General features: G+C 72.1%; 21 protein-coding genes. 7 read left to right on the forward strand and 14 right to left on the reverse strand.

What is annotated here, in order from left to right; translation table 11 throughout:
- Positions 1 to 7: 7 nt before the first annotated feature.
- From LGI35_RS38950 to LGI35_RS38970, 5 genes are all read right to left on the reverse strand, one after another.
- Entirely contained in the window at positions 8 to 670 is a 663-nt protein-coding gene (locus tag LGI35_RS38950; protein ID WP_227299135.1) for a TetR/AcrR family transcriptional regulator, read from the reverse strand.
- Positions 671 to 740: 70 nt separating this feature from the next.
- Positions 741 to 1781, reverse strand: coding sequence for a beta-ketoacyl-[acyl-carrier-protein] synthase family protein (locus LGI35_RS38955; protein WP_227299136.1), 1041 nt, complete (start codon positions 1779 to 1781; stop codon positions 741 to 743).
- A gap of 80 nt (positions 1782 to 1861) precedes the next feature.
- A complete protein-coding gene (locus LGI35_RS38960) occupies positions 1862 to 2683 on the reverse strand; it encodes an MmyB family transcriptional regulator (RefSeq protein WP_227299137.1) in 822 nt (273 codons plus the stop codon).
- 479 nt (positions 2684 to 3162) lie between these two features.
- On the reverse strand, positions 3163 to 4215 hold the full coding sequence (locus LGI35_RS38965; protein ID WP_227299138.1) for a hypothetical protein: 1053 nt from the start codon (positions 4213 to 4215) through the stop codon (positions 3163 to 3165).
- Between the two features lie 93 nt (positions 4216 to 4308).
- Entirely contained in the window at positions 4309 to 5520 is a 1212-nt protein-coding gene (locus LGI35_RS38970) for a DUF4032 domain-containing protein (RefSeq protein ID WP_227299139.1), read from the reverse strand.
- A gap of 226 nt (positions 5521 to 5746) precedes the next feature.
- On the opposite strand from LGI35_RS38970, the gene LGI35_RS38975 reads away from it, so the two are divergent.
- On the forward strand, positions 5747 to 6670 hold the full coding sequence (locus LGI35_RS38975; protein WP_227299140.1) for a phosphotransferase family protein: 924 nt from the start codon (positions 5747 to 5749) through the stop codon (positions 6668 to 6670).
- Here LGI35_RS38975 and LGI35_RS38980 read toward each other — a convergent pair.
- Positions 6638 to 7564, reverse strand: a complete 927-nt coding sequence (locus LGI35_RS38980) for a Gfo/Idh/MocA family protein (protein WP_227299141.1) — start codon at positions 7562 to 7564, stop codon at positions 6638 to 6640. The genes LGI35_RS38975 and LGI35_RS38980 overlap by 33 nt on opposite strands.
- On the reverse strand, positions 7561 to 8487 hold the full coding sequence (locus LGI35_RS38985) for a DMT family transporter (RefSeq protein ID WP_227300704.1): 927 nt from the start codon (positions 8485 to 8487) through the stop codon (positions 7561 to 7563). Before LGI35_RS38985 ends, LGI35_RS38980 begins: the two co-directional genes overlap by 4 nt.
- A gap of 127 nt (positions 8488 to 8614) precedes the next feature.
- Between LGI35_RS38985 and LGI35_RS38990 the strand changes: the two genes are divergently transcribed.
- The 4 genes from LGI35_RS38990 (at position 8615) to LGI35_RS39005 (ending at position 12586) form a co-directional block, all read left to right on the forward strand.
- Positions 8615 to 9508 (forward strand): LysR substrate-binding domain-containing protein, encoded by an 894-nt coding sequence (locus LGI35_RS38990; protein ID WP_227299142.1) that lies wholly within the window; start codon positions 8615 to 8617, stop codon positions 9506 to 9508.
- Between the two features lie 174 nt (positions 9509 to 9682).
- Entirely contained in the window at positions 9683 to 11164 is a 1482-nt protein-coding gene (locus LGI35_RS38995) for an MFS transporter (RefSeq protein WP_227299143.1), read from the forward strand.
- Positions 11165 to 11168: 4 nt separating this feature from the next.
- Positions 11169 to 11807, forward strand: coding sequence for a TetR/AcrR family transcriptional regulator (locus LGI35_RS39000; RefSeq protein ID WP_227299144.1), 639 nt, complete (start codon positions 11169 to 11171; stop codon positions 11805 to 11807).
- On the forward strand, positions 11804 to 12586 hold the full coding sequence (locus tag LGI35_RS39005) for a nucleotidyltransferase domain-containing protein (RefSeq protein WP_227299145.1): 783 nt from the start codon (positions 11804 to 11806) through the stop codon (positions 12584 to 12586). The genes LGI35_RS39000 and LGI35_RS39005 overlap by 4 nt, the downstream gene beginning before the upstream one ends.
- An 89-nt stretch (positions 12587 to 12675) precedes the next feature.
- Here LGI35_RS39005 and LGI35_RS39010 read toward each other — a convergent pair whose 3' ends face one another.
- From LGI35_RS39010 to LGI35_RS39025, 4 genes are all read right to left on the reverse strand, one after another.
- Positions 12676 to 13455 (reverse strand): arylamine N-acetyltransferase family protein, encoded by a 780-nt coding sequence (locus tag LGI35_RS39010; RefSeq protein WP_227299146.1) that lies wholly within the window; start codon positions 13453 to 13455, stop codon positions 12676 to 12678.
- A gap of 109 nt (positions 13456 to 13564) precedes the next feature.
- Entirely contained in the window at positions 13565 to 14815 is a 1251-nt protein-coding gene (locus tag LGI35_RS39015; RefSeq protein WP_227299147.1) for a cytochrome P450 family protein, read from the reverse strand.
- A 116-nt stretch (positions 14816 to 14931) separates the two neighbouring features.
- Positions 14932 to 15162 (reverse strand): hypothetical protein, encoded by a 231-nt coding sequence (locus LGI35_RS39020; protein WP_227299148.1) that lies wholly within the window; start codon positions 15160 to 15162, stop codon positions 14932 to 14934.
- A gap of 136 nt (positions 15163 to 15298) precedes the next feature.
- Complete coding sequence (locus LGI35_RS39025) at positions 15299 to 16780, reverse strand: cytochrome P450 (RefSeq protein ID WP_227299149.1); 1482 nt, start codon at positions 16778 to 16780, stop codon at positions 15299 to 15301.
- Positions 16781 to 16903: 123 nt separating this feature from the next.
- On the opposite strand from LGI35_RS39025, the gene LGI35_RS39030 reads away from it, so the two are divergent.
- Positions 16904 to 17512, forward strand: coding sequence for a TetR/AcrR family transcriptional regulator (locus LGI35_RS39030; protein WP_227299150.1), 609 nt, complete (start codon positions 16904 to 16906; stop codon positions 17510 to 17512).
- 17 nt (positions 17513 to 17529) lie between these two features.
- Here the strand turns inward: LGI35_RS39030 and LGI35_RS39035 are convergent, their stop codons facing one another.
- The 3 genes from LGI35_RS39035 to LGI35_RS39045 all read right to left on the reverse strand — a co-directional run bounded on the left by LGI35_RS39035 (position 17530) and on the right by LGI35_RS39045 (position 20818).
- Positions 17530 to 18999 carry a SulP family inorganic anion transporter gene (locus tag LGI35_RS39035; RefSeq protein ID WP_227299151.1) on the reverse strand — a complete coding sequence of 490 codons (1470 nt, stop codon included), beginning with the start codon at positions 18997 to 18999 and terminating at the stop codon, positions 17530 to 17532.
- A gap of 122 nt (positions 19000 to 19121) precedes the next feature.
- Positions 19122 to 19499 carry a hypothetical protein gene (locus LGI35_RS39040; RefSeq protein ID WP_227299152.1) on the reverse strand — a complete coding sequence of 126 codons (378 nt, stop codon included), beginning with the start codon at positions 19497 to 19499 and terminating at the stop codon, positions 19122 to 19124.
- A gap of 149 nt (positions 19500 to 19648) precedes the next feature.
- Positions 19649 to 20818 (reverse strand): serine hydrolase domain-containing protein, encoded by a 1170-nt coding sequence (locus tag LGI35_RS39045; protein WP_227299153.1) that lies wholly within the window; start codon positions 20816 to 20818, stop codon positions 19649 to 19651.
- A 181-nt stretch (positions 20819 to 20999) separates the two neighbouring features.
- Here LGI35_RS39045 and LGI35_RS39050 point away from each other — a divergent pair, with 181 nt between their 5' ends.
- Positions 21000 to 21446, forward strand: a complete 447-nt coding sequence (locus LGI35_RS39050; protein ID WP_116513140.1) for a MarR family winged helix-turn-helix transcriptional regulator — start codon at positions 21000 to 21002, stop codon at positions 21444 to 21446.
- The last annotated feature ends 5 nt before the right edge of the window (positions 21447 to 21451 follow it).

Consider the following 21451-nt stretch of genomic DNA (forward strand, 5'->3'; position numbering starts at 1 on the left):
GTGCTGTTCACTCTCTGGTTGCGATGTGGGGGGCCGACGCGAGGACGGCCTCCCCGGTCAGGGCGTCGTAGGCCTGCCCCACCAGGTCTGCGAGATCTGTGTCGTGCCCGCCGCCGCGGGCCCACTGGCGCAGGGCGGCGGTGAGCACGCCGGCCGCGGCGCCGACGACGACGGCCGGGCGCAGATCCCGGTCACGGTCGGTGCCGAGCCGGTCGGCGATGATGCGCACGGACTCGTCCTGGGCGTCCACCCGGAGGCGTTCGTACGCGGCGAAGAGCGCCGGTTCCGTGTCGAGAGCCGCGAGCAGGGCGCGCATGTGCGGCCTGCGGTGCGGGGCGGCCGGCTCCCCCAGCCACTGCTCGACGGCCCTGCGGTAGGCGAGCATCGGGGGCTCGCTCGCGGGGCGGGCGCGCAGGGCCGCGTTGATCCGGTCGGCGTCGCTGCGGGTGAAGTCGAGGGCGGCGTCCTCCTTGCCGCCGAAGTGGCGGCTGAAGGTGCGGCGCGTGACGTCGGCGTGGTCGGCGATGGCCTCCACGGTGACGGCGCCCAGACCCCGCTCCAGCACGAGCCCGACGGCCGCGGCGGCGAGCGCTTCCCGGGTCTGCCGGGCCTTGCGCTGCCGACGGTCCTCGACGGGTTCTGTGAGGGGAGCGGGGTCCTTCGCCTTCATGTCTGCGAGCGTACACCCATGATGTCCCAATGGGACACATGTCTCGATGGGACACGAGGGGAGCGGTGTGTCAGGCGTGCCAGTGGCCGTGAAGGGCGGCGGTGGTGAAGCCCGGCCCGTAGGCGACGGCGACGCCTTTGGTTCCGGCGGCGGGGGGCGCGGCGTGGGTGCGCTCCAGGACCCGGAGAACGCTGACGCCACCGAGGTTGCCCTCTTCGGAGAGGGTGTCGGTGGAGTGCCGGGCGGCCTCGGGGGTGAGGCCGAGGGTGGTGGCCGTGTCGGCGATCATGCTCGGGCTGCCGGGATGGATGGCGGTGAACCCGACTTCCCGTCCGCCGAGCCAGTCGATGAGAGCGGGGTGCGTCTCCGTCGCGGCGCGCGGCGCCTTCTTGGTGGAGTCGAAGTGCATGCCGTGGGCGTCCAGACGACCGCGGTAGCGGTCGAAGGTGTCCGGAAGCGTGTACTCGAACGTGTCCTCTATCGCCAGCCCGGTGGTCAGTGGCTCACTGGTCACGACGGTGGCGCCGGCCGCGTCCGCGAACAGGGCCTTGTAGATCATCGCCTCAATAGTGGAAGCGGAGTGGTTGTAGGAGGTGGAGAGCACCTCCGCGGCCACGACGAGCACCTTCGCCGCCGGACGCACGGCGACCAGGTCCGCTGCCCTGATGAGGGAGTGGACCCCTCCGGCGCACGCCACTGTCGTGAGGGCGACTCGGCGCGTGGTGGGGCGCAGGCCGAGGCGGCCGATCAGATGGACGTCCAGGTTGGGGACCGCGTAGCCGGTGGCATGCGTCGTCACGATGGCGTCGATGGCACCCGCGTCGATCCCCGCCGCGTCGAGCGCGGCAGTGGCGGCGCGCTCGGACATGTCCACGGCGTCGTCGAAGGCGGCCTGGGTTCGCGCGTGTACGTCCGCCGTGCCGCCGACTGTGGGGGAGTTCAGCGGCCTGGTGAAGTAACGGGTGCGCACACCACAGTTGTTGACGACGCGCAGGAAGGCGCCCAGGCGCGGGTGGTCGGGATGGTTCGTGCGTATGTCGTCGGCTATCTCGTCGGTGGTGACCTTGTGAGCGCCGAGGACGGTCCTAGGGGGCGAGACGAAGGCGGGCATGGGGTGTCTCCCACAGTGCTGAGTCGGGCGTGGGGGGTGCCGCACAACGTACTTGACGCCCGTCGACTCCGACTATCCGCTCAGTGGGCCCTGAGCATCGGCGGCCGTGGGCGGGGGCGTTCGGTGCCACGGCGGAAGACGAGGATGAACAGCCGCGAGCCGGGCGCGGTCATGGGCTGTGCGGCGCAGATCGACAGCCAGCCCTGGCCCTTCCTGCTGTGGAGTATGGGACGTTCGTGGCCATCGGCGTGGATGAGCGAAGCCCCGGTCTCGTAGATGTCCGACGTGTCGGGATCTTCCATGACCTCCTTCTCGATCTGCCGCAGCGTCTCGTCCTCCGGCCGCGCGACCAGCGCCGCGCGCAACTGCGGGAGTACCCAGGGCGCCCAGGCGTTCTCCCAGTCCGTCAGGATCCGGCGGCCCTGGGGTTCGAGAAGCATCCAGCGCATCGTGTTCGTCGGGACCTGCTCATCCGGGAAGAGGGAGGCGAACGCTGTGTTGTGGGCGATCATGTCCCAGGAGGCGTCCGTGACGTACGCCATGTGCCCGATGCCGTCGACGGCGTCCTGCCAGAAGCCCGGGATCTCCTTCCCCGACGACTGGTGCAGTGGTCCGGGCGGGTCCTGGAGCAGAGCGTAGCGGCACAGCGACACCCACTCCTGTTCGTCGAGGTCGAACAGCAGGGCGACGTCCCGCAGCAGGACCGTCGGTGGGTTCGGGTAGTTGCCCGACTCCAGCCGGTGGTACGTCCCCAGGGTCCGGTGGAGCAGTTGGTCCACCTGGTGCTGGGAGAGGCCGGGGGCGCGCCGGCCCTGGCCTGTCGGGCGGATGAAGCCGTGGGATTCGGGGGCTATCAGGGCGCGCCGTTCACGGAGCAGGGCGCGGAGCGCCGTCTTGTTCATGGTGGGTAATCCCTTGAGGTCCACGCCGAGTTGAGCGAGTGCAGTCTAATTACTCCCATCGCCTTTGGTAATAAACATTGCCCGAAGAAAACGATCAGCCGGTGCGTCATGATGGAGCCCGTGGGGTCGGCGACCTGCTGGTTTGAACGCCAGGGGCCGCGCGGCCACGCCGATGGGACACCTGGACCGGGACGCTCGAAAATGGCTGAATTTCCCGGTGTTGGGTACTCGTCGAACCCTCGGATCCGTTTCGGGAACAGTGCAAGGCCAGTTGTCATATTCCGATCCATGTGACCGGAAAGTGCATCGCTTGGCCCAGTTCGGACACTTCTCCCGGGCAGATCAAGGGCTCACTGGCTGCGGCCGGTGCCGTCACTCGCCATTACGTAGCGGCCACGGTACCGGCCGCCCGCGCATGCGCCGCCGCACACACGGGCGGCAGGGCGGGGCCGGCGAACCGACCCCGCCGCACCGCGCGTTCACCAATCGCCGTCCGCCACGGGCTTGCCCGCGTCCCCGAGCGGCTTGACCTGGTGCGCGCCGGGCGCCTGCCACGGCTCGTGGTCGTCGCCGAGCCAGTCACCCGCCGGCTTCACCGCCCCGAGCGTGTCCGTCGGCGCGAGATCCTCGGCGCTCTCGTCGTAGTAGTCGAACCAGGGCAGCCCCGCCCGCGTGTACGCGGCCCGGTCCACCGGCGACGGCGGCGGCTCCTCGCCCGTGATGCGGCGCCAGTCCGGCGGCGTCACCAGGTGCACGAACACGCGGCCCGCGGCCGTTTCGGCCCAGTCGGACCCGGGCCGGTCGTCCTGGAACACCTGCTGGCGCATCGTGCCGCCCGCGCCGATCCCCATCGAACGCGCCGCCTGAGCCTGCGGAGCCGCACCGGGCGCGGCCGGCATGGGCGCGCCCCCGTATCCGCCGGACGGTCCTCCCATCCACTGCATACCGCCGGGAGCAGGCGGCACCGCCCGAGCGGCGGCCTCCCGCTTGCGGGCCTCCTCCGCGCGCCAGGCCCCCAGCGCCGGCTCGCTCAGCGTGAAGGCCTGGAGCTGGATCCCGCCCCAGGTCTCCTCGCCGGTGACCTGTCCCTCGACCGTGGCGCCGAGCCCCAGGGGCAGCGCCACGAACTGACGTACCGTGCCCTTCCCGGACTTGATGCCGTCGAGCCACGGCTGCCGCGGCAGCACCACGTAGTTCTGCGGATCCCGGGACAGCCGGCTGCTCCACGGCAGCCCCGAGATGGCGCACACCTTGCCCACGCCCACCTGGAGCGCGGCCGGTTCGGCCGTCCCCGCGAAGCTCAGCCACATCGCCTCGCGCAGGTACATCGGCAGCATCACGCCGCCGCGCGCCCGCCAGTCCGGCGGCACCGAGTCCGCGTAGTCCTCGACCCGGCGCACCGGGAACTCCCCGAGCCCCGGTGGCAGCGGATGCGTTCCGGTCTCCGGCAGGCGCAACGTGCGCACGAACCGCACCCGCGCACCGCCCGGCAGCACCAGGCTGTTCCCGTCGACCCGCACACTCCCGGTCATGATCGTCTCCCCTCGTCGCGCGTCTTCCTCGGTGCTACCACGACGGGTCCGCGCCACCGGTTCCGTCCCTGGCGATCTTCGTGGCGGGCAGGGTCAGGACCGCGGCCGGCCGGCGATGTTCTTGACGTAGTCCTCGACCGCCGCGTCGAGCCCGATGTCGTGCTGCGCCCGCTCGGACAGGTACCAGCGGTGTTCGAGCAGTTCGTGGTAGAGCTCGGCCGCGTCCGTCCGCTCCGGCACGTGGTCGCGCACCGCGCGCACGGTCGGCCGGAACACGTCGCGCACCCAGCGGTGGGCGAGGACCTCGGCGCGTGCCCCCAGGGGATCGCCCGGCGCGTAGTCGTCCTGCGTGGCCATCCAGCTCTCCAGGTCGTTCAGGAGCCGTCGTGCCTGGTTCTCCTCGGCGTCCATGCCGGTGAGGCGCAGGAGTTGGCGCTGGTGGTGGCCCGCGTCCACGACCTTCGGCACGAACGTGACGGTGTCCCCCTGGTCCGCGTGCGAGATCTGCATCTCCGCGACGTCGAAGCCCAGATCGTTGAGGCGGCGGATGCGGCGCTCCATGTAGTGGTGCTTGCCCGCCGGGTAGACGGAGGTACGCGTCAGCTCCGTCCAGAGCGCTTCGTAGCGCTCCCCGATCTCCGTGCCGAACGCGATCGGGTCGATGGACGGATGCAGCGCGCCGGACGCCTCCAGGTCGAGCATCTCGCCGCTGATGTTGACCCTCGCGAGCTCGATGTCGTACGCGCGCTGCCCGTCGCTGAGCCTTGGGTGCAGCTCCCCGGTCTCGGCGTCCACGAGGTAGGCGGCGTACGCGCCCGCGTCCCGCCGGAACAGGGTGTTGGACAGCGAGCAGTCGCCCCACGCGAACCCCGCCAGATGCAGCCGCACGAGGAGGACGGCGAGGGCGTCCATGAGGCGGTGCACGGTGCCGGGGCGCATCGTCGTCTCGAACATGGAGCGGTAGGGGAGCGAGCCGCCCAAGTGGCGGGTGATGAGGACGGGTTCGAGAGGCGCACCGTCGGCGTCCGTGCGGCCGGTGACCACGGCGAGGGGGTCGACCGCGGGAATCGCGAGACGGTCGAGGGTGCGCAGGAGTTCGTACTCGCGCAGCGCGGGCCGCTCGGCGAGTTCCTTCACGGCCACGACCTCGCTGCCCGCACGGGCATAGCGGACGACGTGGCGCGAGATGCCACGGGGGAGCGGCACCAGGTACTTGTCCGGCCACTCCTCCAGGGGGACGTGCCAGGGGAGTTCGAGGAGGAGGGCAGGGTGTTCGGGGTTGGTGGCGCTGATCTGCAGAGTCATGCGGTCACAGTCCTGGGTCGCGCGGCGGGTCCTGGGTGATCGGACCCCGAAGGGGCGGCGCGGGTCAAGACCGGGGGCGCGCCGGCCCCCGATGCGTTGCTCAAGGGCGGCAGGCCCTGGCCGGGGACAGGCACCGTCCGCCCTGCCGCCGCCGACGCGGGGCGACCAGTCGGCGGGCGCCGAAATCCCGTTGAGGCCCTTCGGCGCGCGCCCTAGGGTGCGGACCATGCTGCCCCTCGTGGAATCCGACGAGCAAGGGGGCGCCGTGCTCCCCGACGAAGCGGTCATGCGGCGGGGAGTGGACGACCTCTGTGCCCGGCTCGGCCTCACCGGCCTCCCGCTCACGCGCTACGAAGCGGGCTCGCAGCCCGTCTACGCCGTCGGTGACGAGCACGTCCTGAAGCTGTTCCCGGCGGCCTGGGCGGAGGACGGCGTCACCGAGGCCCGGGTCCTCGCCCACCTCGAGGGCCGGCTCCCCGTGCCCACCCCCGAGGTCCGCTCCGCGGGCGCATACGAGAACGGGTGGCGCTACATCCTCATGTCCCGGCTGCCCGGCGAGGACCTGGCCGTGGCCTGGCCCGGCATCCCGCGCGCCGACCAGGATCGCCTCGTCACCGAGGCCGGAGCGTGCCTCGCCGCGCTGCACGCCCTCGACCCCACGCCCCTCGCCGGAGCGGTGGGCCCGGGGGACTGGGACACGTTCGTGGGCGAGCAGCGCGCGGGCGCCGTGCAGCAGCAGCGTGAACACGGCCTCGCGGAGGGCTGGTTGGAGCAGATCCCCGCGTTTCTCGACTCCGTCACGCTGCCGACCGGGCCCGAACACGCCCTGCTGCACACGGAGTTCATGCGCCAGCACCTCGTCGTAGACCCCCGGGAACGCACCCTGACCGGACTCCTCGACTTCGAGCCCGCCATGATCGGAGACCCGGCCTACGACTTCGTGGCCGTCGGCCTGTTCGTCACCCGGGCCGACCCGCGCCTGATGACCCGCTTCACCCAGGCATACGGTCGCGCGTTCGCGCCCCGCACCGTGATGGCGTACGCCCTCCTGCACGTGTACAGCCATCTGCCCTGGTACCTGCGGGAACTGCCCGCGCCGCCGGAGGCGACGTTCGACTCACTCGCCGGGGCCTGGTTCGCCGCCGGATGACGCGAGGCGGGCCTCCGCCGCCGCGAGGATCTCCGTGACGCGCAACGCGAAGGCGGCGTCGCAGGCGTGCGGCCGGCCCGTGCGCACGGACTCCAGGAGCGCGTCGACCGCCACGCCGAACGCGTCGACCGAGGCACCGCCCGTCGGCATCGACATGATGCCGGACTCCCCCCGCAGCTCCACGTCGACGCCCGCCGCCTTCGCCGGAGTGGTCAGACTCAACGCGGCCGTGGCGGAGGCGCCCGACGCATGCGCGAGGACCAGATGCACGGTGTCGGCCGGGCCCCGCGCGGCCGTCACGGACGTGACGTCCCCGAGCACCGGGAGCAGTACGGACAGGGCGTGCGGGCCGACGTCCCACAGGGCGCCGCGCCCGACCCGCCACGGGGACACGGTCAGCTCCGACGTGTCGCCGGGGGTGTACAGGGACCCGTACCAGTCGGCCCGGCCCGTGAACCAGCCTCCCTCGGCGGCCTGTTGGGCCAGCCAGTCCGAGGTGACGGTGGCGAAGCGCAGGGTGAAGAACACGACGGACGCGACGCCCGCGGCCCGTACGGCGTCCACGACCCCCCTGGCCGCGGGCACCGACGTGGCCAGCGGCTTGTCGAGGAGGAGATGGCAGCCCGCGGCGGCGGCCCGCGTCGCGAGCGGTGCCTGCACGTCCGGCGGCACCGCGAACGCCACCGCGTCACAGGCCGCGAACAGCGCGTCGACGTCCTCGAAGACCCGCGTCCCATGGGCGGCGGCGACCTCGGCCGCGGCCTCGGGCCTGCGCCCCCAGACGCCCACGAGATCCGTCCCCGGGTGGGCGCGCAGAGCGGCGGCATGCGTCTTCGAGGCCCAGGTGCCGGTGCCGACGAGCCCGACGCGAAGGGTGGTGGCAGCAGAAGTCATGGTCGGCAGTATGGCTGGGGTGCGGCGGCGGGAACAGGAACGGTCGCCGTGCCGGAGGCCTCACACGTTCCCTTTGAGGCGGAGGCCTTTCGCGTCATCCCCACGCCGGCCAGCACGACCGCCATCCCCGCCACGACCCGCGCCGACAGGTCCTCGCCGAGCACGACGGCGCCCAGCGCAACCGAGACGACCGGCAGGAGATAGCCCACCGTCGCCGCACTCGTCGGGCCCTCGTCCGCGATCAGACGGTAGTTGAGGTAGAACGTCACGCCCGTGCCGAAGATCCCGAGGATCACCACAGCGACGACGCCCGTCAGGTCGACCTCGGAGGAGGACGAGTCGCCGAAGGGCAGCGCCAGCACGCTGAGTGCCGTCGCGGTCGTCAACTGCGCGGAGGACAGGGCGATCGGCTGGACACCGGGCCCGGTGAGTTTGCGCCCCATGTACGCGAACGCCACCGCGTAGCTCGCCGCGGCCGCGAGCAGGGCGAGCGCGCCCCAGTCGGCGAGGCCCGTGCGCTGCCACGGCGCGAAGATCAGCAGCGTCCCGGCGAAGCCGAGCAGCAGGCCCGTCAGCCGCAGCGGTCGCAGGCCGCGCTCCGAGCCGAGGGCGACACCGATCAGCAGTGACCACAAGGGAGTTGTGGCGTTGAGTACGCCGGCGACGCCCGAGTCGACGCTCCGCTCGCCGAAGCCGAAGAGGGCGAACGGGACCGCGTTGCAGAAGAACGCGGCGACCACGAGGTGCCCCCACGTGCGGCGGTCGCGGGGCAGCCGCTGCCCGGTCGCCCGGCTCAGCGCGAACAGGACGCCAGCTCCGAGCGCGCACCGCACCACGACGATGTGCACCGGCGAAAACCCGTGCTGGAGCGCCAACTTGATCCAGAGGAAGCCGGAGCCCCACAGGAGCGCAAGCACCCCCATCCGCACCGCCGCGCCGCGTCCAGTGAACACCCCGCACCTCCCGCTCGTCGTTCTGGCTTCGTACGCTCCCTCACCCAACTCAACAGGACAAGTGAAAAGTCCTGGACCCACTGTTAACCTCTCCTACATGCTCGATGTGCGACGTATGCAGGTCCTGCGCGCCGTGGTCACCAGCGGCTCGGTCACCGCCGCGGCGGCGAACCTCGGCTACACGCCGTCCGCCATCAGTCAGCAGGTCGCCGCCCTGGAGAAGCAGGCAGGCACGGCGCTGCTGGAACGCGTCGGCAGAGGAGTGCAGGCCACGGAGGCGGGGCGGCTGCTCACGCGGTACGCGGACGCCATCAGCCGCCAGGTCGCCGAGGCCGAGACCGCGCTCGCCGATCTGCGGGAGGGCCGCACCGGCACGCTCTCCGTGCGCTACTTCGCCACCGCCGGAGCCGCGCTCGTGGCGCCCGCCGTGGCGCGCCTGCGTGAGCGGCACCCCGGCGTGCGCGTCGACCTGAGAGTGACCGACCCCAAGGACCCGCTGCCCGAGGTGCGGCAGGGGCGGGCCGACGTGGCCGTCGTCGTGCGCACGCGCGACGTGCCGCCCACCGGGATCCGCATGTGCCACCTGGCCGACGACCCCTACCGTGCGGTCCTGCCCAGGAACCATCCGCTCACCGAACGGCGCGTCATCGACCTGGCCGAACTCGCCGACGAACCCTGGGTCGACACCGAGGGTGTCGCGGGCCCCTGCCACGAGATCGTCCGCGACGCCTGTGCCGCCGCCGGATTCAGCCCCGATTTCTCGGTCGAGAGCCAGGACTACGCGACCGCCCAGGGCTTTGTCGCCGCCGGCATGGGCATCGGCCTCATGCCTCTGATGGGCCTCAGGAACCGGCATCCCGACGTCGTCCTGCGCAAGGTCCGTAAACCGGAGCCGATCCGCGTGATCTGTGCGGCCACCCGCGACGTGGCCTCCACGCAGCCCGCCCTCCAGGGGTTCGTCGAGGCGGCGCTGGAGGCGGCGACGGGCTGAGGGGCGGACCGACGGGACGCGTGGGTGCGCCGGGGCTTGCAGCAGGTATGCGCGGCTTTGTCCGTGCGTTCTGGTCAGATGCGAGCGCTCTGGTGAATACTGATTCACCATGTGGGTGAATAGGAATTCACCCGACCTCCCGCCCCCGCCCTCGAGGCGTCCACCGGAGCGTTCATGGAGCCCCCGATAAACCCTGACATACGCCCCGAAACAGCCCCACTGCCCGGTCTGCGCGGCCGGCTGACGATCCCGGTCCTCGCCTTCGGCGGCATCCTCATGGCCGTCATGCAGACCGTCGTGGTCCCGCTGCTCCCCGACCTGCCCCGGCTGACCGGAGCCTCGCCCGGAGCGGTCTCCTGGACGGTCACCGCGACTCTCCTCGCGGGCGCAGTTCTCACCCCCGTGCTCGGCAGGGCGGGCGACATGTACGGCAAGCGGCGCGTCCTGCTGCTCGCGCTGGGCCTGATGACCGGCGGGTCGGTGCTGTGCGCGCTCACCGCCGACATCCGCGTCCTGATCGCGGCCCGCGCGCTCCAGGGCGCGGCCGCCGCGGTCGTCCCGCTCTCCATCAGCATCCTGCGTGACGAACTCCCGCCCCACCGCACGGGATCCGCGGTCGCCCTCATGAGCTCGACCGTGGGCATCGGCGCCGCGCTCGGCCTGCCGCTCGCCGCCCTGATCGTCCAGTACGCGAACTGGCACGTCATGTTCTGGGCGACCAGTGCCCTCGGCGCGCTCGGCCTCGCCCTCGCCTGCTGGGCCGTGCGCGAGTCGCCCGTACGCGAACCGGGCCGGTTCGACACAGTCGGCGCGGCCGGGATCGCCGGCGGCCTCGTCTGTCTGCTGCTCGCCGTGTCGCAGGGCGGCCAGTGGGGCTGGGGCAGCGCCCGTGTGGTCGGCCTGTTCGCCGGAGCCGTCGTGATCCTGGCGCTGTGGTCGTGGCAGCAGTTGCGGGCCGAGCGTCCACTGGTGGACCTCCGGCTCGCCGTCGGCCGCCGCGTCGGCCTGCCGCACCTCGCCGCCCTGATCGCCGGATTCGCCTTCTACGCCAACTCGCTCGTCACGGCACAGCTCGTCCAGGCGCCCAGGTCCAGCGGCTACGGGCTCGGCCTCTCCATCGTGCAGACCGGCCTGTGCCTGCTGCCCAACGGCGTGATCATGCTGCTCCTCTCGCCGGTGTCGGCCCGCGTCTCCGCCGCGCGCGGCCCCCGCGTGAGCCTCGCCATCGGCGGCGCGGCGATGGCGCTCGGCTATGTCGTCCGCATCGCCGACAGCCGCGACCTGTGGGTGATCGTCCTGGGCGCCGCCATCGTGTCGACCGGCACCACGTTCGCGTACTCGGCGCTGCCCACCCTCATCCTGCGGGCTGTGCCCGCGGGCCAGACCGCGTCGGCGAACGGCGTGAACGTCCTGATGCGGACCATCGGCCAGGCCGTCTCCAGCGCCGCGGTCGCCGCGATCCTCGTCCACCACGCGACCGGCGCCGGTTTCCCCTCACTGCGCGGGTATCAGATGGCCTTCGTCATGGCGGGTGCGGTCGCCCTCGTGGTCATAGCGGCGGCGTTCACCGTCCCCGCCGACGCGGCGGACAATGGAGGGCGCAGGTCCGTCAGTGGCACGACCGGGCGGACGGACAAGACCCTCGAAGGAGCGTGACCCCGTGACGAGCCCGGCCCCCACGGCATCCGCCGAGGCGCACTCCGTCCCCGGGGTGACCGAAGACCACCGTTCGGGGCCGGCACGCCGCGACGCCGAGGAGACCAAGGCCGCCATCATCCGCGCCTGCCGCCACCTCCTCGCCCGGCACGCGCACACCGACATCACCCTCAAGGCCGTAGCCGAGCGCGCCGGGGTCAGCGCCCCGCTGATCCTCAAGTACTTCGGCAACAAGGACGCCCTGTTCTCCCAGGTCATGAACTTCGAGGCGGACGTGGAGACCTTCCTCGACGCGCCGCTGGAAGACCTCGGCCGGCACATGGTGCGCCACCTCCTCACCGGCCAGTCCGAGCAGGGCGCCGACCCCATCCTGCGCATCGTGTTCGCCCCGCTCCACGGCGAACAGGGCGACATCCTCCGCGCCAACTTCCGTACCCAGGTCAGCGACCGCCTCGCCGAGCGCCTGCACGGACCGGACACGGGCCTGCGCGCCGAACTCGCCGTCTCGCTGCTCCTCGGCCTCGGCGTCATGTACGGCATCGCGCGCGGCCCCCATGTGCGCTCCGCGCCCATCGAAGAGATCGCCGAACGCTACGGACCAGCCGTACAGGCCCAGTTGACTCCTGGCACACTGGCCGGATGACCACAGCGGAGGAACATCCGGCGGCCACGTCCGACCTGCTCGCCCGCTTTCTGGCCGGTCTCCGCGAGGTGCTGTCCGCCCCGTTCTCGCTGTGGGCGCACGGGTCGCTCGCCGGCGGGGACTACCAGGAAGGGCGCAGCGACCTCGACCTCGTCGCCGTCGTCCCGCGCCCGCTCAAGCCGGACGAGCAGACGCGGCTCACCACGCTGCACGAGCGAATCGACGCCGAACTGCCCCTCGCGGCGCGCCTCCACTGCTCCTACATGCCGCAGGGCGACCTCGACGACCCTGACCGTACGCACTTCACCTGGGCGCACCAGGAGGCCTACGCCCGCACGGTCACGCCCATCACCCGGCGCGAGCTCCACACCTTCGGCCTCGTGCTCCATGGGGACCCGATCGCGGGCACCCTGCCGCCGGTGGACGACCGCACGCTCAGGGAGTACATCCTCGCCGACCTGGCCGGCTACTGGCGGCCCAGGACCGGACGCCGCGAGCTGTGGCTGGAGAACAGCTGGGTCGACCTGGGGCTGATGGTCGTGGCCCGGGCCACGGTCACCCTGCGCGACGGCACCCTCATCAGCAAGGCCGAGGCACTCGCCGTCCTCACCGAACTCGGCGCGCCCGCCGACGTCGTGGCGGACATCGAACGCCGACGGTACGAGGGAGGCCCGGCCGAATCCGACCCCGAGTGGCTCGCGCGGCGGGCGGAGCTGACCCTCGACTGGCTCGCCCCCGCGCTCGACCGCACCGTCGCCGCGCACACCGCCGACGGCTGAGGGCGGGAGCCGGAGAGCCGTCGAGTCGGCGTACCGGAGAGCGGGAGGGGCCGGGGGCCCGTCGATTCGGAGAGGTCGGAGGGCCGGTTTCAGGCGGTCGGATCCGTCGGCAGCCGGTCGAGCTCGATGCCGAACGAGTCGCGGTACGTGTCGAGCACCTCCCGGTCGGACGTGAGCTCCGTGCTGTGGCGCTCGCCGCCGACCGTCGTCTTCAGCGTGCGGCCGCTCAGGGTCAGCCGGCCCTCGTCCGTGACCAGCGAGCAGACCAGCGACCGCGTGAACATGGACTGCGGCGAAGTGGAGTTGTACCAGCAGCCGACCTCGAAGTCCCGCAGTTCCCGCGGGCGTTGGTCGAGGAGGTACTCCGGCACCCCGTCCTTGGAGACGCGCAGGTCGCCCTCCTTCGTCTCGGCGATCCGGAAGACGCCACCCGGATCCCGCTGTTCCCCCCGCTCGCCGAGGTCGAGCGGGAAGTGGCTGTGCGCCCCGAAACCGACGTCCGCGAGCAGATCGGCCCCGTCGACGGTACGGACACGGAGTGCGAGATGGTCGTACGGGATGCCGAGGTGCCCCTCCTTGCCGTACACCCGGGCCTGGAGCAGGGACACCTCGAAGCCCAGCGCGGTGAGCAGCGCCGCGAACCCGCCGTTGAGCTCGTAACAGAAGCCGCCGCGATGGCGGTCCACGAGTTTGGCGACGATCGCGTCCTCATCGATGGAGATGTCCTCGCCCAGGTGGATCGAGAGGTTCTCGAACGGGACCGCCCGCTGGTGCGCGAGGTGCAGGGTGCGCAGTGCCTGTGCGGTCGGCGCCGCGGGGCGGGGCGTCGCGATGCGGCGGAGATAGGCGTCGGTGCGTGAGGCGTCCATAGGGCCAGTCTGGACGGCCGGGCGGCCCTGGGCCACGGGCTGAGGGACCGAATCGGCCCAGGTCGCACGGCCTAGGACCAGCGGACCAGGAACCCCGAGGAGCCGTCCGTCAGGCCGCCCCCGCCACCGGCCGCAGGCGCACCGGGAGTTGGTCGACGCTGTTGCCCACGAAGCCCGCCTTACGCCCGAGCTCCGCGTCGGGCGCGGCCAGATCGAGGTCGGGGAAACGGGTGAACAGGCGCTCCAGGGCGACGGTGGTCTCCAGGCGGGCGAGCGGTGCCCCCAGGCAGTAGTGCGGGCCGTGGCCCAGTGAGAGATGGCGGGCGGCCGAGGCGCGCGTGACGTCGAAGCGGTCCGCGTCCGGGCCGTGCGCACTCCTGTCACGCCCCGCCGCCGAGTAGCCCGCGAGCACGGGAGTGCCCCGGGGGATCAGCGTTCCGTCCACCGTCAGATCCCGCGTCGGGTAGCGGAACGGGAAGTAGCTGACGGGGCTGTCCCAGCGCAGCGTCTCCTCCACCACGTCGGACCAGGACGCCGCGCCCGACTGGACGAGGTCGAGCTGGTCGCGGTGGGCGCACAGCGCACGCACGGCGTTGGTGATCAGGTTCAGCGTCGTCTCGTGCCCAGCGATGATCATGAGGAGCAGGGTGCCGATCAGCTCCTGCTCGCTGAGCCGGTCGCCGTCCTCCTCGCGCGCCGCGATCAGCGCGCTCGTCAGGTCGTCGCCCGGGCGGCTCGTCCGCGACGCGGCGACCGCCGCGAGCACGGAGACCAGCTCACGGTTGGCGGCCACCGCCTCGCGCGGGCCGATGTCGGTGGCCACGACCTGGCCCGACAGGTGGTGCAGCCGGCCTCTGAACTCCTCGTCCACACCCAGCAACTCACAGATCACGCTCATCGGGAGCGGCAGCGCGAACCGCCGCCGCAGCTCCACGACGTCCTCGCCCTCCGACACGGCCGCATCCAGCCCGTCGAGCAGTTCGCCGGTCAGCTCCTCGACGCGTGGCCGCAGGGCCTCGACGCGGCGCGCGGTGAACGCCCGGCTCACCAGCGACCGCAGCCGCCGGTGGTCCTCGTCGTCCGCGGTCGTCATGCCCTGCACGGTCGCGAACGTCATGAGCGGCCAGCCGTCGGGTATACGGCCCTCGCTCAGCGCGGTGAAGTGCCGGGCGCTCTTGGCGACATCGGGGTGCGCGAGGAAGTCCCTGAGGGCGTCGTGGCCGAGGACCACCATGCCCTCGACGTCACCGGGCAGCACGACCGGGGCGACGGCGCCCCGCTCGAGCAGTCGCGCGTTCGCCGCGTGCGGGCAGCCACCGGCCGGGTCGATACGGTGCGGGACCACGGGTGGGATCGTCAACGGAGCTCTCCTGAACGGTCTCGGGAACGCGGAAACGCCGGAACGCGGGCAGGGGACGCACGCCCGCCCCCTACGGACGAACGCACGTACCTCACCTACGGACGAGTACACCTACCTCACGTATGAACACGCGTCTCCGTTCCCAAGTCGTACAGCTTCTCGAGCAGCCAGGCTTCGTTTCCCGCGAGTCCCGCCCTGTCCAGGGCCTCGTCGGCCTCCGCGATCGGCAGGGCGAGCAGCGAGGCGGCGTTCGCCGGCTCGCATCCGGTCAGTGCGGCGCGCGCGGTGTGCAGCAGGCGCAGGCAGGCCTGGGCCGCGGCGAGTTCGGCATTCCTGGTCGCGTTCATGTCGATGGGCCCCTCGGCTCGGCGAAGACGTAGATGTAGAGACATGCGCTTCCACTCTTGCGCACGGGTCTGACAATTCGCCTTCGACGCGAGGGTCGAGAGGGGGTGCTCGGTCGTCGAACCCGGTCGATCGAACTCAGTCCGACGTACGGACCGTCGCGCGCCGTCCCAAGTTGAGCCGCAGGCCTTCCGGCATCAGCGTCAGGCGCTCCGCGACGCGCAGCCGGTAGCCCGGTTCGGGGTGCAGGTCGTAGCGGCGCAGGAGCAGGCCGAGTACCAACGTCGCCTCGTGCAGCGCGAATTGGCGGCCGATGCACGCGCGTGCCCCCGTGCCGAACGGCTTGAAGACATGTGGGGCGCGCGAGCGCACGGCCGCCGGAGCGAAGCGGTCCGGGTCGAAGGCCTCCGGGTCGTCACCCCACGCCTCCGGGTCGCGGTGCAGGAGCGATGTCAGGACCAGAGCCCAAGCGCCCCTGCGCATCGGGTGGACCCCGCCGAGCGTCGTGTCGACGTGGGCCTCGCGGGCGAACGCCGGAGCCGTCGGCCACAGCCGCAGGGACTCGTCGAGAACGCGGCGCAGATAGCGGAGCTTGGCCACCTGCTCGTACGCGGGCTCGTCCGCGTCGCCCCACACCCGCTCCACCTCCTCGCGCGCCTTCGCGAGGACGTCGGGGTGGTGCGCCAGATAGTGCAGCGCGAACGACAGCGCGCCCGACGTCGTCTCGTGCCCGGCGATGAGGAACGTGATGACCTGGCGCCGGATGTTCTCGGGGGAGAGGCGCTCCCCGGTGTCGGGGTGGGCGACCTGCAGCATGCGGTCGAGCAGGTCGCCCTGCCCGGCGGAGGGCGATCCGGACGCGGCCCGCCGGGCGGCGACGACGTCGTCCACGGTCCGGTTGAGATACGCCATGTCCGCGGCGTTGCGCCGCTCCGTGCTCCGCAGCAGCAGGGGAGCGAGCGCCGGTGGCACCACGTTGCGGCGCTGCGCGAACGACAGTGTGCCGACCATGGCGGTCACGAACGGGTGCGGCCGCTCCCGCTCGAACGACCCGAAGTCATGGCCGAAACCGGTCCGCGCGATCGTCTCCAGGGTCAGCTTCGTCATGTCGCCGGGCACGTCCACGGCCAGGCCCGCCGCCTCCCGGGCGTCCCAGGCCGCCATCAGGCGCCCCGCGACGTCCAGCATCAGCGGGTGGTAGCCCTCCATGGCGTCGCGGCCGAAACCGGGGGCGAGCACGTCGTGCGCCAGCTGCCAGTTGGGCTCGTGGTTGTACGCGGTGAACAGGCCGTCACCGGCCACCGGCCGCAGGTTGGCGACGCCCAGGCCGACATGCTTGGCGAAGCGTGACTCGTCCGCCATGTCGGCGGCGAACCGCGCGCCCCAGACGAACACAATCTCGTTCCCGAAGGCCTTGCGGCGGAAGACCGGCCCGAGCTCCTTGCCGATCCGCATCGAGTCCTGCACCGGCGTGCGCACGTTCGCGCCGAGGATGTCGCCGACGAGGGGAACGCGTCGCGGCGGGTGCGGAATCCGGTCGAGTCCGGGCCAGCCGAGCTCGGCGCTGCGAAAGCCCTTCGGCGGTGTCGAGTCCGTCGCCGGCCGCGTCAACTGAGCCATGATCCCCACCTGTTGGACGTAGAGAGTGCCTGTACCCGACCGTTGTTATACGTGGGTTCAATACGCGCCCCAGTGTGGTCCCGCTATTGAATTCACGTCAAGTAATTCGAGTAAGGTGCTGCCATGGCCGCCAGGGAGCAGGAGCGCACGCGCCGTCGGCTGAGCACCGAGGAGCGCCGCGAGCAGCTGCTCAGCGTGGGCGCGCGGCTGTTCGCGCAGAGCACGTACGACGACGTCTGGATCGAGCAGGTCGCCGAGATCGCCGGCGTCTCGCGCGGACTGCTCTACCACTACTTCCCGACGAAACGGGACTTCTTCGCCGCCGTCGTCCAGCGCGAGAGCGAGCGGATGCTGCGCCTGACCGCGGCCGTTCCCGGGATCCCCGTGCGCGACCAGATCGCCGTGGGCCTGGAGACGTTCCTGGGGTATGTGGAGGCCCACGGCGAGGGCTTCCGTGCCTTCCACCGGGCCGAGGCCGCGGGCGACCCGGCCGTGCGCGAGGTGTACCGGCAGGGCCTGGCGGCGCAGGAGCGCCAGATCGTCGAAGCGATCGCCGCCGACCCCGACCGGTCCCGTGCCGACGGTGAATCCCCCGTGCTCCGGCTCGCCGTACGCGGCTGGCTGGCCTTCATGGTGGCCGTGTGCCTCGAGTGGCTCGACGAGCCGGAGCTGACACGGGAGCAGGTGCGCGACCTGTGCGCGCGGGCCCTACTGGGCGCGATCACGCCGTAGCGCGCCGCGCGGGCCAGTCAGCCCCCTGGAGTGGCCTGGCCCGGAGTGACCTTGACGGGCTCCGTGCCGGTGCCGCTGTGCCGGTCCGCCCAGTTCCGCAGCGCCGTCCCGAAGGCGTGGTCGAGGTGGTGAAGACCGGACAGGTCGAGCACGACGGGCCGGTCCTGCGGCAGTGCCTCCAGGCTGTCGAGGATCTTCGGCAGCCGCAGGAACGTCGCGTTGCCCGTCAGATACACCTGGATCGGCCCGGCCCCCTTGTCTATGACGTCGAGCCGCACGTGCGAGGCCTCCCACGCCGTCTTGGCCACCGCGAGAGCGAGGCCGATGAGCACGCCCTCGAACATGCTGACCGCGACGATCGACACCGCCGTGACGACCAGCACCAGCGCCTCGCCCCGGTGGTCACGCCACAGCCCCGCGATCTGCGGTACGGGGATCAGCTTGCCGCCCGCGTGGACCAGGACGGCCGCGAGCGCGGCGACCGGGATCACGCCGAGCGCGGCGGGGAGCAGCGCCGCGAACAGCAGCAGCCACACACCGTGCAGGACCCGGGACGCCTTGGTGCGGGCGCCCGCCTGGACGTTGGCGGAGCTGCGCACGATCACCGCCGTCATCGGCAGCGCGCCGAGCAGCCCGCACACCGCGTTGCCGGTGCCCTGCGCGATCAGTTCCTTGTCGTACGAGGTGCGCGGCCCGTCGTGCATCCGGTCGACGGCGGCCGCGCTGAACAGGCTCTCGGCGGAGGCGATGAGGGTGAACGCGAGAACGGTGGCGACGACCCCGACGCTCGCGAGCTGCCCGAACGCGTCGGCGCCGGGCGGCTGTACGGACTCGATCAGACCCTGCACCTCGACCCGCGCGACCGGCAGCCCGAACCCGGCGGCCGCGAGTGTCGCGAGACCCACCGCGGCGAGCGGTGCGGGCACCACCTGGGCCGCCTTGGGTAGCCGCTTCCAGCCGAGAAGCACGACGATCGTGCCCACCCCCAGGGCGAGCGCGGTGAGCGCCGTCGGTGAGGTGGCCGATTCGATCAACAGCCCGGGCAGTCCGGCGAGTTTGCCGACACCCGACGCGGGCGCCGGTGTGTCGGCCATCGCGTAGAGCTGCCCGGCGATCAGCACGAGGCCGATCCCGGCGAGCATGCCCTCGACGACCGCTACGGAGATCGCCCGGAACCAGCGGCCCAGGCGCAGGCTGCCCATCAGGAGCTGGAGCAGCCCCGCCGCGAGCACGATGACGCCGAGCACCGGCAGGCCGTACGCCTGCACGGCCTCGTACACGAGAACGGTGAGCCCGGCCGCGGGCCCGCTCACCTGCAGACTGCTGCCGGGCATCGAGCCGGCCACGAGACCGCCCACGATGCCGGTGACGAGGCCCAGTTCGGCCGGGACGCCGGACGCCACGGCCACGCCCACGCACAGCGGCAGGGCGACCAGGAACACGACGAGAGACGCGGCGAAGTCCTGCCGCGGTACCAAACGCTTCACGAGCGCATACCTCCAGCGCGCCCCGTGCGGGGCGCGTAGTCCTACACGTGCGGAGTGTCACGGGAGGCGGGCAGGAGGGTGCGCCGAAGACGCGGGGGAACTGCTCCTGCCCTCGGGCGCTCTCAGCAGCGGAAGACCTGGAGTATGACGGGGAGGGAGTCGGCCGCCCGTCTCGGCTGGCGGTGCGGGGACCGCTCGCCGGCGCCCGCCGTCGGCGCGACACCCGGGTCCCCGGCCCGGACCTGCCACGGGCACGCGGCCCCGCGCACGGTGCCGTCGGGCACATACTCCTCCGCGCGGTACCGGTCGCGAGGCAGGTAGTGGTGGGACGAACTCCGGGGCAGCTCGGTGTCGTCGCAGGTGGCGACCGGGCCGCCGGTGTGCGTCACCGGCTGGTGCGCGGACGCGGACGTGGCGCCCTTGACCAGGAGTTGGAGGACGAGCATGCCGACGGTGAGGGCCATCAGGCAGGCCCTCGCTGTCGTCGTGCCCCGTGCCATCCGGTCGGCCCCCTGGTCGCGTCGCCTCGTCATCCTCCTGGGCAGTCAGCAGATTAGCCTGGCCAACTGCCCGTGTGGTTACCGTAAGGTTGCGCGGCGGTAAGGGTGCGCAGGACGGCGCCCGGTGGCCGGTTTCCGGCGGTCGGCTCTCAGCCGAGGGCGTCGTACACCGCGCTGATCAGGGCCATCTTGCGCGGGTCGTCGGCGATATGAGGGCCCATCCGGTTCATCACATAGCCCATCGCGACACCCGACTCGGGGTCGGCCGATCCGAACGAGCCGCCGAAGCCGTCGTGTCCGACCGCGCGCGGGTTGGGCCCGTACGAGCCGTTCGGTCCGCTCAGCCAGAGCCCGAGGCCCAGCTCCGTCTCGTGCGTGAATCCGGCCCCCAGGACCAGGTCCCGGCAGCTTCCCTGACCCTCGCGGATCCGCTCGGCGCCCTGCGGGGAGAGGATCTGCCGGTCGCCGGAGCGGCCCTTGTCCGCGACGATCGCGTACAGCGCGGCCACGGCGCGCGCGGTGCCGTGGCCGTTGGCGGCCGGGATCTCGGCGGCGCGCCATGCCGCGGTGTTCGCCTCCGACGCGCCGGCGATCGGATTGGTCAGCGCGGCGAGGGCGGCGGGCGCCAACTGGGCGAAGATCGCGGCCTGTTCGCTGGTTGCCTGCGCGCGCGGGTGCACCAGCTGCGCCGCGCGGCCCGCCTCCTTGTCCGGCAGTCCGATCGTGAAGTCGATGCCGAGCGGGCCCGTCACCTCGCGCTCCAGGAATGCACCCGGCAGCAGACCGCTGACGCGCCGGACGACCTCGCCGACCAGGAACCCGTACGTCAGCGCGTGGTAGCCGGAGACCGAGCCGGGCTCCCACCAGGGCTCCTGCGCCGCGAGCCGGGACGTGGTGAGCTCCCAGTCGAAGAGCTGCTCCAGGGAGTGCGGCTCGCGCAGCCCGGCGAGCCCGGCCCGGTGCGACAGCAGATGACGTACGAGTACGCCTTCCTTGCCGGCCGCGGCGAACTCGGGCCAGTACGTGGCGACCGGCGCGTCCGGGTCGAGCAGGCCGCGGTCGATGAGGATGTGGGCGCACAGAGCCGTCGGGCCCTTCGTCGTCGACCACACGTTGACGACCGTGTCGCGTTCCCACGCGCGCGTGCGGGCCGCGTCGGCCCAGCCGCCCCACAGGTCGACGACGGGCGCGCCGTCGATCAGGACGGTGACGGCCGCGCCCAGTTCCTCGCGTTCGTCGAAGTTCTCCTCGAAGGCGGCGCGAACGGCCTCGAAGCGTGCGTCGCAGTGTCCTTCGATGCGGGGCGCGTGCTGGGTCATGGGGTCTCCGTGGGCCGAAGCGGTGCGGCGGGGCGAGTCGGAACGGGTCCGCAGGAGGTGAACATACCGACTGGTCGGACCAGCGGGAAGAGGGTGGCGGCCGATGGTTCCGGCGCGCCGGTCCGTCAGGCGAAGAGGGGCGAAATTGCAAGGCTGCCTGTCGGCCTTCTACGGTGAGGCCATGCAGCGAGAACCCGCGGACGAGCCGCTCGCCGAACAGGTGGCCGCCGATCTCTCCACCGTCGTCGGACGGCTGCTCAGGCGGCTGCGCACCGCGTCGCCCGACAGCCTCCTCACGCCGACGCAGCGGACCGTGCTGGCGCGCCTCGACGGAGAGGGTCCCGCCACCACGGCCGCGCTCGCGCGCGCCGAGTACGTGCGGCCCCAGTCGATGCGGCTCACCCTCGCCGCCCTCGAGGAACGCGACTTCGTGGCGCGCACGCCCGACCCGGACGACGGCCGTCAGTCCGTCGTCGCCATCACGGAGAGCGGCCGGAGCACCCTCGCCTCGGTCCGCGCGGCCAAGCACGGCTGGCTCGTCCAGGCCCTGGCCGGCGAGCTCGACGAGGCCGAACTGCGCACGCTCGCCGAGGCCACCGCGCTCATGGAGCGGCTGGTGGAGAAGTGAGCGAC

The organism is Streptomyces longhuiensis, assembly GCF_020616555.1.
GTDB lineage: Bacteria > Actinomycetota > Actinomycetes > Streptomycetales > Streptomycetaceae > Streptomyces > Streptomyces longhuiensis.

Bases quoted from the DNA above. Each gene is read 5' to 3' on its own strand.
- LGI35_RS38950 (WP_227299135.1), bottom strand. From the start codon at position 670: ATGAAGGCGAAGGACCCCGCTCCCCTCACAGAACCCGTCGAGGACCGT.
- LGI35_RS38955 (WP_227299136.1), bottom strand. From the start codon at position 1,781: ATGCCCGCCTTCGTCTCGCCCCCTAGGACCGTCCTCGGCGCTCACAAG.
- LGI35_RS38960 (WP_227299137.1), bottom strand. From the start codon at position 2,683: ATGAACAAGACGGCGCTCCGCGCCCTGCTCCGTGAACGGCGCGCCCTG.
- LGI35_RS38965 (WP_227299138.1), bottom strand. From the start codon at position 4,215: ATGACCGGGAGTGTGCGGGTCGACGGGAACAGCCTGGTGCTGCCGGGC.
- LGI35_RS38970 (WP_227299139.1), bottom strand. From the start codon at position 5,520: ATGACTCTGCAGATCAGCGCCACCAACCCCGAACACCCTGCCCTCCTC.
- LGI35_RS38975 (WP_227299140.1), top strand. From the start codon at position 5,747: ATGCTGCCCCTCGTGGAATCCGACGAGCAAGGGGGCGCCGTGCTCCCC.
- LGI35_RS38980 (WP_227299141.1), bottom strand. From the start codon at position 7,564: ATGACTTCTGCTGCCACCACCCTTCGCGTCGGGCTCGTCGGCACCGGC.
- LGI35_RS38985 (WP_227300704.1), bottom strand. From the start codon at position 8,487: ATGGGGGTGCTTGCGCTCCTGTGGGGCTCCGGCTTCCTCTGGATCAAG.
- LGI35_RS38990 (WP_227299142.1), top strand. From the start codon at position 8,615: ATGCTCGATGTGCGACGTATGCAGGTCCTGCGCGCCGTGGTCACCAGC.
- LGI35_RS38995 (WP_227299143.1), top strand. From the start codon at position 9,683: ATGGAGCCCCCGATAAACCCTGACATACGCCCCGAAACAGCCCCACTG.
- LGI35_RS39005 (WP_227299145.1), top strand. From the start codon at position 11,804: ATGACCACAGCGGAGGAACATCCGGCGGCCACGTCCGACCTGCTCGCC.
- LGI35_RS39010 (WP_227299146.1), bottom strand. From the start codon at position 13,455: ATGGACGCCTCACGCACCGACGCCTATCTCCGCCGCATCGCGACGCCC.
- LGI35_RS39020 (WP_227299148.1), bottom strand. From the start codon at position 15,162: ATGAACGCGACCAGGAATGCCGAACTCGCCGCGGCCCAGGCCTGCCTG.
- LGI35_RS39025 (WP_227299149.1), bottom strand. From the start codon at position 16,780: ATGGCTCAGTTGACGCGGCCGGCGACGGACTCGACACCGCCGAAGGGC.
- LGI35_RS39030 (WP_227299150.1), top strand. From the start codon at position 16,904: ATGGCCGCCAGGGAGCAGGAGCGCACGCGCCGTCGGCTGAGCACCGAG.
- LGI35_RS39040 (WP_227299152.1), bottom strand. From the start codon at position 19,499: ATGGCACGGGGCACGACGACAGCGAGGGCCTGCCTGATGGCCCTCACC.
- LGI35_RS39045 (WP_227299153.1), bottom strand. From the start codon at position 20,818: ATGACCCAGCACGCGCCCCGCATCGAAGGACACTGCGACGCACGCTTC.
- LGI35_RS39050 (WP_116513140.1), top strand. From the start codon at position 21,000: ATGCAGCGAGAACCCGCGGACGAGCCGCTCGCCGAACAGGTGGCCGCC.